The following is a 7,350-nucleotide window of genomic DNA, read 5'->3' on the forward strand; positions in this document are numbered from 1 at the left end:
TTCTTTGAGTGAACCTGTTCTGTGGGTGAAACAGTTATGCGATAGAGCGTATTCATTGATTGAAAGGGCTCTTTTATCGACTAGTGCTAACAAGCATAGAGCGATGAAATACAAGAGCGTGCTATGTTTGCTGTAAAGCGACACGTTTATTCTTGTATTACCTAAGATGTCGCTATCAATAGTGAGCATTATTGCGAGCAACATATAAGAATTTCAAAATACTTTTGTTAACAAGTATTGTATACATAATTCACTCCATCTAATCCCCAAAACGAGACTTGAACATAAAATGAGCATTAATCACCTCCTTATTGTGCTGGGTAAGCGACTTAATGAGAATAAATTGACTGATGAAGGAATCAGTCGAGTTGATGCTTTGGTTGAGTATCTGGCGGAGCCTTTGGTAGAAGAGTCGAATCAGCAAACTGCGGTAGCATTTTGTGGTGGGCTAACAAAAGGGCAAACACTGTCTGAAGCCGACGCGATGCACCAGTACTTTAGAAAGCTTGAAAAGCAGCGTGAACATCCGTTTTCTTTAGGGGCGATTTTGCTCGAGCAGCACTCGACCAACACTGTCGAGAACATACAGAACTTGGCCTCAGAGATGATTGCAAGCGGGCTGTTTACTCGCGGGCAAAGTGTGCAAGTGACATTCGTTTCGAATGACTACCATTTACAACGTATATTCGAGATTCAATCGCTCATGGGCGAGCAAGGTTTGCTTAAAGTTCTCATCGAGAAGTGTTCCGCACTTGGGGTAGAGCAGCAAATAGATCGCAGGTTGGAGGCTCATGTTGCGGTGCCATACCCACATCAAAGTGCTCAGGGGCAATTGTTTCTGTTGATGGACGTACTGACGACCTACCGAGTTTATCTTGAAGGTGTTTGTGCGGGCGCATTTAAGCGAGATTTAGAGTTGGTTAGACGAGAGCCAGAAAGACTGTCTTTGGAAGCATTGATCACTGCCAAAGAGCTCGTTGGACGTTCATCTGACTTTGACATTGTGGAGAGTTTACTCCCAGCATTGGAGCGCTGTATCCAGCAGACTTCAGTGGGTACCGATGTAAAAAAAGTCAGGGAATACCTAGCTCTACTAGATACTAACCTGACTTTATTGAATCGTTATTTAGATCCGGAATCGGATCACACACATCGCTGGTGGCGATAGGTGATTATTTCTTTCTCGTGATGCCAATAACGGTCTTTAAACTCGCAAAGGCAATCAGACAGTAAGCTAGAAGCTCAGTGCCTTCTTCAGCGATGTTTTTAACCGCTCGAACGTAATCATCGCCCATAACATTGTGCCAGAAGGCTCATGTGTTTTTTTACAGTGATTAACTTTGGTTTTCTGAATCTTGCTCATGGTTATTGCGGTAGTACTCCCACTGTTCAATGCGCTCGCCGTCATCGAATACACAGTAAGTTGTACGCTGATTGTTTTCAGTAACCGTGTCTAATTCACCGTCCTGTTGAACACAATAAACCGCTGCTGGGTTAGCGACTGAAACACGTTGGCCCTCGCTATATTCTGCATAGTCGTTTGCACAACCGCCTAATACAACGGCACATACAGCCATCAAACCAATTTTCTTCATGTCTATCTCCTACGTGATAACTCTATAATCGAATGCGTTAAGTTCTACAGAACCAAATGAGAAGCTCTATGAAATTAGTATATTTTAGATTTCAGAAAAGGTTGTCCTAATTTGGTCAAGATATTGAAATAGGTTGATATTTCTTCATGTTTAACGACTTTTTGAGTGTTAGATCAAGCTAAGTGGATTCAAGTTACCGTAGGAATATCCCCGTCCGCTCCGTTCTGGTTAGCGGTTGTGAACCTCGAATCTATTGATGATTATGATATGATGCCGCCAAATTCAGTAGAGCAGTCAGAATCATGAGACACCTAAAAACAACCATCCATCCTGATATCGACCATCTAGACAATAAAACGGTCTATAAGCGCAACGCTGCCCGTGCCATTGTGTTAGATGGTGAAGACATTCTGATGCTGTATACAGAGCGTTATCACGACTACACCATTCCTGGTGGTGGTTTGGATGAAGGGGAAGATGTGATCGCAGGTATGGTTCGTGAACTCGAAGAAGAGACTGGCGCGAAGAATATCCATAGCATCAAGCCGTTCGGCATTTTTGAAGAGTTTCGTCCTTGGTACAAAGATGATGCAGACATGATGCACATGATTTCTTACTGCTACTCATGCAAGATCGATCGTGAGCTTGGTGAAACGGCTTACGAAGATTATGAAGTGAAAAACGGGATGAAACCGGTGTGGATGAATATCCATGAAGCGATCGCTCATAACGAAAAGACCATGGCAGAGAGCCCTAAGAAGGGCATGAGTATTGAACGTGAAACCTTTTTGCTGCATTTGATTGCCAAAGAGATGCTTTAGCCGTTATCAATACTAGCCTGCTAAGCTATTTATTTGCCGCCACTTTTGGCGGCAAAGTTGTTTCTAGCAATGCTAAAACTTAATACCCGAAACTAATTATTGAATATGGTTGATATTGTCAACTAAGTGTTTTTGATGTATCTTTACCTCAGCGATGAACCTATCTAGCTTAACTGCCCGGTTATATCGTTAAATCTCGCTGTGAGCCTGCCCTAAACAAAGAATACTATGAATAAAAGACAGTTTATTGCCCATTATCTGCGCATGAATCGCACCTCGTACTTATTGGCGATTGTGTTCATCTTTCTCGTCAACTGGTTACAAGTAGAGATCCCTCGTTATATCCAATTGGCGATAGATTTGATTGATGATGCCTCTTCAACTGGCCACCAACAGCTTCAAACCTATGTTTGGATTGTGGTCGGGATGTCGGTTGCCATGGTGGTGGTGAGAATTCTGTCTCGTATCTATGCGCTTAATCCGGGGCGAATTACAGAGGCCGCACTTAAAAGTACACTTCTACAAAAGTTGAATCGCTTACCGAGCAGCTTTCACGAACGCTTTGCTTCGGGTCGACTGATCTCGATTATCAACAATGACCTTAGTGGCATTCGACTGCTGTTTGGTGTCGGCTTCTTGCAGTTCTTCAATGCCTTGCTTGCGTTGTCGTTGACGCCTCTTTACATGTGGCGCATATCGCCAGAACTCACACTGTATTCGATCATTCCTATCTCAATCGCTTTTGTGATTTTCCGTGTGGGCTTCAAGCGTATGAAAACGCTGCATTTAGAGCACATGAAGCGTCTACAAAACCTGTCTGCTCAACTAATGAGTTACCTGTCTGGGATTGACTTGATTAAGAGCCAGCAGATGTCACCTTGGGTGAAAGCCGAAACTGAAAAGCTGAACCAGTTATTGCTTGAATGCCGCCTTAAAATTACACGCATTCAAGTCTTCTTTATGCCGGTACTCGACTACGCCAATGACCTGATGAAAATCATCATTCTTGGGCTTGGTGGCTACATGTTAATGAGACAGGAACTCACACTTGGTGAGATTACCGCCTTTCTGACTTACTCGGTTTTGCTCGCTATGCCATTGATGCAACTTGGCAGAATCGCGACCATTTATCAGCGTGGCATGGTAGGTATTCAAAGTGCACAAACCATTCTTAATGCCAAAGTCCCGGAGCTTGATGAAGATAAGCTGACTGAACTAGATGTTGAATCACTGAAGGGAAAAACGTTTTCTGTTCGCAACCTCAGCTTCAGCTATTCAGGTGAAGAACGCGTGATTCTCGATGACATCAGCTTTGATATTCCAGCAGGTAAGAAAGTGGGTGTGTTAGGCGGGATCGGAGCGGGTAAAACGACATTAGTGAACTGCTTAAACCACCACTTGGATGTACCACAAGGTTCTGTTTTCCTTGGTGAAAGAGATGTCACTAGCTTCTCACGCAGTGACTTACGCCGTTACGTGAAAACCGTGACTCAAGACCCTTACCTGTTTTCAGCAACCGTCGAAGACAATATCCGCTTTGGTAGCCTAGATACCGATTTGGCAAAGAGTCAGGTTGATGAAGTGCTAGAGCTCAGCCAGTTGGCTAGTGATGTGACACGTTTTGAACACGGCGATCAAACCTTAGTCGGTGAGAAAGGGATCATGTTGTCAGGTGGTCAGAAGCAGCGCTTAAGTATTGCGCGTGCTTTATTGCAACCCACCGACCTGATCATCATGGATAACGTTCTATCGGCTGTCGACTATGAAACAGAACGTAAGATCTTGGAAGGTTTGTTTAAACGTTTGGAAAATCAATCGGTTCTTGTGGTTTCACACCGCGTTAATGCCCTTGAATATATGGATGAAGTCATCGTGTTGAACGAAGGTAAAGTGATCGCGAAGGGCGACCACGCCACGTTATTGAAAACCTGTGATTACTATTACGATACATGGCAACTACAGCAGAATGAAACGGAGGCAGCAGCATGTTAAAACGTGTTGATCTCAAGTACCTCAAGCACTTTTTTAAGTTTGCTAAGAAATACAAAGGCTCTGCGATTCTGGGCATCGCTATGCTTCCTCTTTCTGTCATCACGAGCTTGTTGTTCCCTTGGCTGATCATTCAAGTGATCGATGTTCACCTGAGTCACGGGGATATGGATGGACTGCTCGAGTACGTCTTCTATCTCGTTGCCGTGCTGGTGGCGAGCTATGTGGTGGATACCACCTATTCGTACAACCTACGTAAAACCGGGCAATATACGATAACTGACATGCGCTCAGTGTTGTTTGCTCGCGTGCTCAAACTGCCACGCAGCTATTTTGATAACACACCGATTGGCGTAACGCTTTCACGATTAACCAGTGATTTGGAAACCATCGGCGAGACGTTTGTTCAGTCGGTTGTCGGGCTAGTTAAAGACAGCATCAATACCATTGCTCTGTTAGTGATGATGTTCTTTATTGATTGGCAGTTAACGATGATTGTATTGATCATTATGCCACCAGTGATGTATTTGACGGTTTATGTACGAAACCGACTTCGTGCACTCTATCAGGTGACTCGTTCTTCGTTGGCTCGCGGTATTGGCTTTTTACAAGAAGTCTTATTTGGCATGAAAACCGTTCAGATGTACCGAGCGGAAGAGCAAGTCGAGCAACGCTACCAAGGCTATACCGATGAGTTTTTAAGAGCGCAGAAGAAGATCAATAAATACGATGCGATTTTGTTCTCGTTTATCTCCGGCATCACTTCAATCACTATCGCGATTATGATCTGGTATGGCTCTGAGCAAGTGATAGAAGGAGCGCTCACCTTGGGTGTGCTGATTGCGTTCATCAATACTTTAGAGAAAGTGTTTGTGCCGATCCGTGACTTTACTTCGCAGATCGCTTCTATTCAGAGTTCATTTGCAGCGTTTGACCATATAGAAGAGTTGTTTGTTGAGCCGACTGAAGAGGAAGGGCGCAACCTGCTGCCATCTAACAAGGTTGAAAAACAGCTCGAACAGTTTGTGAGCCTAGAGTTTAAGAACGTGAGCTTCCGTTACAAAGACGACTCTCCCTACGTTCTAAAGAATGTCTCGTTTGTATTGGAGAAAGGGCATCAAATTGCCCTTGTGGGTTCGACGGGTTCGGGCAAGTCGACGATTCTGCGTCTGATCTCTAAAACCTACCAAGATTATGAAGGCAGCATTTTGTTGAATGGAATAGAGCTGTCACAGATCTCAAGTGAAGACTCTGCTCATTTGTTCTCAATGATGATGCAAGACGTGCACTTATTTGAAGAGACCATTCAATTCAATATCGCGCTGGGCAAAACGCATCTATCTAGAACTGAGGTTGAACAGGCGGCGCGCTATGTTTATGCCGATAAGTTTATTGAACAATTGCCACAAGGTTATGACTTCCACTTGGAAAAGAACGGCTCCAACTTGTCTGTAGGGCAAACGCAGCTTATCTCGTTCGCTAGAGCGGTTGCACAGGGTGGTCAATTGATGATGCTTGACGAGGCGACCAGTTCGGTAGATTCAATCACCGAAGATCTGATTCAAAAAGCAATGCAGCGCCTTTTCAAGGAAAAAACTGTGATTGCGATTGCACACCGTTTGAGTACCGTTCGTCACTCAGATACGATTTTGGTGTTGGAAAAGGGTGAAATTGTTGAGCAAGGTAATCATCAACAGCTGGTGGCACACAATGGTATTTATGCTGGCTTGTTACAAGAATCGATTGTAGAAACGGGCGATTCTCAAGTAACGGTTGCCTGATCACCTCAAATCAGGTTTACCGTTATCGATACTATGAATTGGTGTTGCTTATGTTTCACCAATTTCTATTCTTTTCTAGTATTCCCAGTAGCTTAGGGAAAATAAAACATATTTTACGATTATTAATATGTTATGATATCCCTACTACTAAAGGGGTGTCTTAGGGCATCGGGATGTATGCAAGCAAAAAGAACCGGCTTGTGTCAGTCACTTTCTGGCGAATATGGAATCGAAAATGTTGTTGGAAGAAGTTGTAGAAATTATCGAATTAACCGACTCAGACCATTTATCTCAAGCAATGGAACTGTTTAACGAGCATGGTTTTGTTGATACTGAGTCTTTACCTTTTATGAATGTTGTTTTTGAAACAGCACCAGATCAACTTGCGAAGAAGCTGTCGCAGATTGGTTTTAAAGGTTTAGTGCAAGTCGAAAAGAACGAAGATGCATCAGGCTTCACCATTATTGATGCTGACCGTGTTCTGCTAAAAGACTCTGCTTAGCTGTAAGATTCTTCTTAATGACAAGAATAAGATTCAGCTTAGTGAAAAGACTCTATCCAGTTCAGTAACACCCGTTATGATTATTTGAGGTTAACACAGTGACAACAGCAACCGTTTCATCAACAGAGCAACACATTTCCAATGAACATGCGCTTTTAGGTGCATCGTTATTAGCGTCTCAAAAAGTTGAGTTGGCTCTGTTCAGTGTGATCTCTAAATTAGCTAAAGCGTTGCCGAAAGAAGCACAACAGCCACTCGATTTGGACTTGTATACCTTTCTAAGAGAGAAACCAAGTGAGCAAGCTGCTACGTTGATCTTGTACGAACAAACCTTTGGTGAGCAGCTTCCGCTAAAAACAAACGAACTTAACGATTTTATCTACCACAGAAATCTTGTTACTCGTGGCTTTTGGCGAGTGACTGGCGCTGATGTGAAAGGCGGTGAGAAGCTTGCTAACCCAGAGCTTTATTTAAAAGAGTTCTTAGCCAAATGCGAATATTGGCAAGTGATGATAGATACTCACAGCAAGTAATCAAATTGAAAGAAGAAAGCCATAGCGAACATGCTATGGCTTTTTTGTTGTTTGTGCAAATTGTCTTGAATTCTTTGAATCTAGAGCATCATCTTCAATACATAGTTCCTAGGGCTTTGTTGCGTAATT

Annotated in this window: 8 protein-coding genes; 6 read left to right on the forward strand and 2 right to left on the reverse strand. The window is 43.3% G+C overall.

All coding sequences use genetic code 11. The features are described from left to right. The first annotated feature begins 289 nt into the window (after nucleotides 1-289). Complete coding sequence (locus AB4384_RS19795) at nucleotides 290-1,168, forward strand: YdcF family protein (RefSeq protein ID WP_017064809.1); 879 nt, start codon at nucleotides 290-292, stop codon at nucleotides 1,166-1,168. A 4-nt stretch (nucleotides 1,169-1,172) separates the two neighbouring features. Here the strand turns inward: AB4384_RS19795 and AB4384_RS19800 are convergent, their stop codons facing one another. Together AB4384_RS19800 and AB4384_RS19805 are read right to left on the reverse strand one after the other, a co-directional pair. Then, entirely contained in the window at nucleotides 1,173-1,295 is a 123-nt protein-coding gene (locus tag AB4384_RS19800; RefSeq protein ID WP_017059520.1) for a hypothetical protein, read from the reverse strand. Nucleotides 1,296-1,334: 39 nt separating this feature from the next. Next, entirely contained in the window at nucleotides 1,335-1,595 is a 261-nt protein-coding gene (locus tag AB4384_RS19805; protein WP_017059521.1) for a DUF333 domain-containing protein, read from the reverse strand. Between the two features lie 302 nt (nucleotides 1,596-1,897). Between AB4384_RS19805 and AB4384_RS19810 the strand changes: the two genes are divergently transcribed. The 5 genes from AB4384_RS19810 to AB4384_RS19830 all read left to right on the forward strand — a co-directional run bounded on the left by AB4384_RS19810 (nucleotide 1,898) and on the right by AB4384_RS19830 (nucleotide 7,221). After that, nucleotides 1,898-2,416 carry an NUDIX hydrolase gene (locus tag AB4384_RS19810; protein ID WP_017059522.1) on the forward strand — a complete coding sequence of 173 codons (519 nt, stop codon included), beginning with the start codon at nucleotides 1,898-1,900 and terminating at the stop codon, nucleotides 2,414-2,416. Between the two features lie 228 nt (nucleotides 2,417-2,644). Next, entirely contained in the window at nucleotides 2,645-4,408 is a 1,764-nt protein-coding gene (locus AB4384_RS19815) for an ABC transporter ATP-binding protein (RefSeq protein ID WP_017070637.1), read from the forward strand. Continuing rightward, the gene (locus tag AB4384_RS19820) at nucleotides 4,402-6,186 is read left to right on the forward strand and encodes an ABC transporter ATP-binding protein (protein ID WP_017068612.1); all 1,785 of its coding nucleotides are present in this window, start codon (nucleotides 4,402-4,404) and stop codon (nucleotides 6,184-6,186) included. Before AB4384_RS19815 ends, AB4384_RS19820 begins: the two co-directional genes overlap by 7 nt. A 235-nt stretch (nucleotides 6,187-6,421) precedes the next feature. After that, the gene (locus AB4384_RS19825) at nucleotides 6,422-6,688 is read left to right on the forward strand and encodes a hypothetical protein (RefSeq protein WP_017067627.1); all 267 of its coding nucleotides are present in this window, start codon (nucleotides 6,422-6,424) and stop codon (nucleotides 6,686-6,688) included. 98 nt (nucleotides 6,689-6,786) lie between these two features. Further along, nucleotides 6,787-7,221: a hypothetical protein gene (locus tag AB4384_RS19830; protein WP_372111601.1), complete on the forward strand. Its 435-nt coding sequence runs from the start codon at nucleotides 6,787-6,789 to the stop codon at nucleotides 7,219-7,221. The last annotated feature ends 129 nt before the right edge of the window (nucleotides 7,222-7,350 follow it).

The organism is Vibrio sp. 10N.261.51.A4 (assembly GCF_041471945.1).
In the GTDB taxonomy this organism is placed as follows: domain Bacteria; phylum Pseudomonadota; class Gammaproteobacteria; order Enterobacterales; family Vibrionaceae; genus Vibrio; species Vibrio crassostreae_C.